General features: G+C 53.1%; 1 rRNA gene. It reads right to left on the reverse strand.

Annotated features, from left to right (window positions below):
* Nucleotides 1–1,323, reverse strand: a 23S ribosomal RNA gene (locus FILTAD_RS00200); the annotation flags it as partial.

Consider the following 1,323-nt stretch of genomic DNA (forward strand, 5'->3'; position numbering starts at 1 on the left):
AAGCTTCGCTTGCGCTAACCTCTCCTCTTAACCTTCCAGCACCGGGCAGGCGTCAGCCCCTATACTTCACCTTACGGTTTTGCAGAGACCTGTGTTTTTGCTAAACAGTCGCCTGGGCCTATTCACTGCGGCTCTCTCGGGCTTTAACACCCTACCAGAGCACCCCTTCTCCCGAAGTTACGGGGTCATTTTGCCGAGTTCCTTAACGAGAGTTCTCTCGATCACCTTAGGATTCTCTCCTCGCCTACCTGTGTCGGTTTGCGGTACAGGCACCTCCCGCCTCGCTAGAGGCTTTTCTTGGCAGCGTGAAATCAGGGACTCCGGGGATAATTCCCCTTGCCATCACAGCTCAATGTTATAGGAACGGGATTTGCCTCGTTCCACACCTCACTGCTTAGACGCGCATAACCAACAGCGCGCTCACCCTATCCTACTGCGTCCCCCCATTACTCAAACGGCGGGGAGGTGGTACAGGAATATCAACCTGTTGTCCATCGTCTACGCCTTTCGGCCTCGACTTAGGTCCTGACTAACCCTGAGCGGACGAGCCTTCCTCAGGAAACCTTAGGCATTCGGTGGAAGGGATTCTCACCCTTCTTTCGCTACTCATACCGGCATTCTCACTTCCAAGCGCTCCACCAGTCCTTACGGTCTAGCTTCGACGCCCTTGGAACGCTCTCCTACCACTGACACCAAAGGTGTCAATCCACAGTTTCGGTGATTCGTTTAGCCCCGGTACATTTTCGGCGCAGCGCCACTCGACCAGTGAGCTATTACGCACTCTTTAAATGATGGCTGCTTCTAAGCCAACATCCTGGTTGTCTGGGCAACGCCACATCCTTTTCCACTTAACGAATACTTGGGGACCTTAACTGGTGGTCTGGGCTGTTTCCCTCTCGACTATGGATCTTATCACCCACAGTCTGACTCCCAAACATAAATCATCGGCATTCGGAGTTTGTCTGAATTCGGTAACCCGGGATGGGCCCCTAGTCCAAACAGTGCTCTACCTCCGAGATTCTAACGTTTGAGGCTAGCCCTAAAGCTATTTCGGAGAGAACCAGCTATCTCCAGGTTCGATTGGAATTTCACCGCTACCCACACCTCATCCCCGCACTTTTCAACGTACGTGGGTTCGGGCCTCCAGTAAGTGTTACCTTACCTTCACCCTGGACATGGGTAGATCACCTGGTTTCGGGTCTACGACCCCATACTCATTCGCCCTATTCAGACTCGCTTTCGCTGCGGCTCCGCATTCTCTGCTTAACCTTGCATGGAATCGTAACTCGCCGGTTCATTCTACAAAAGGCACGCTATCACCCG

Origin of the sequence: Filibacter tadaridae, from assembly GCF_900609045.1 — a bacterium.
Taxonomy (GTDB): domain Bacteria; phylum Bacillota; class Bacilli; order Bacillales_A; family Planococcaceae; genus Sporosarcina; species Sporosarcina tadaridae.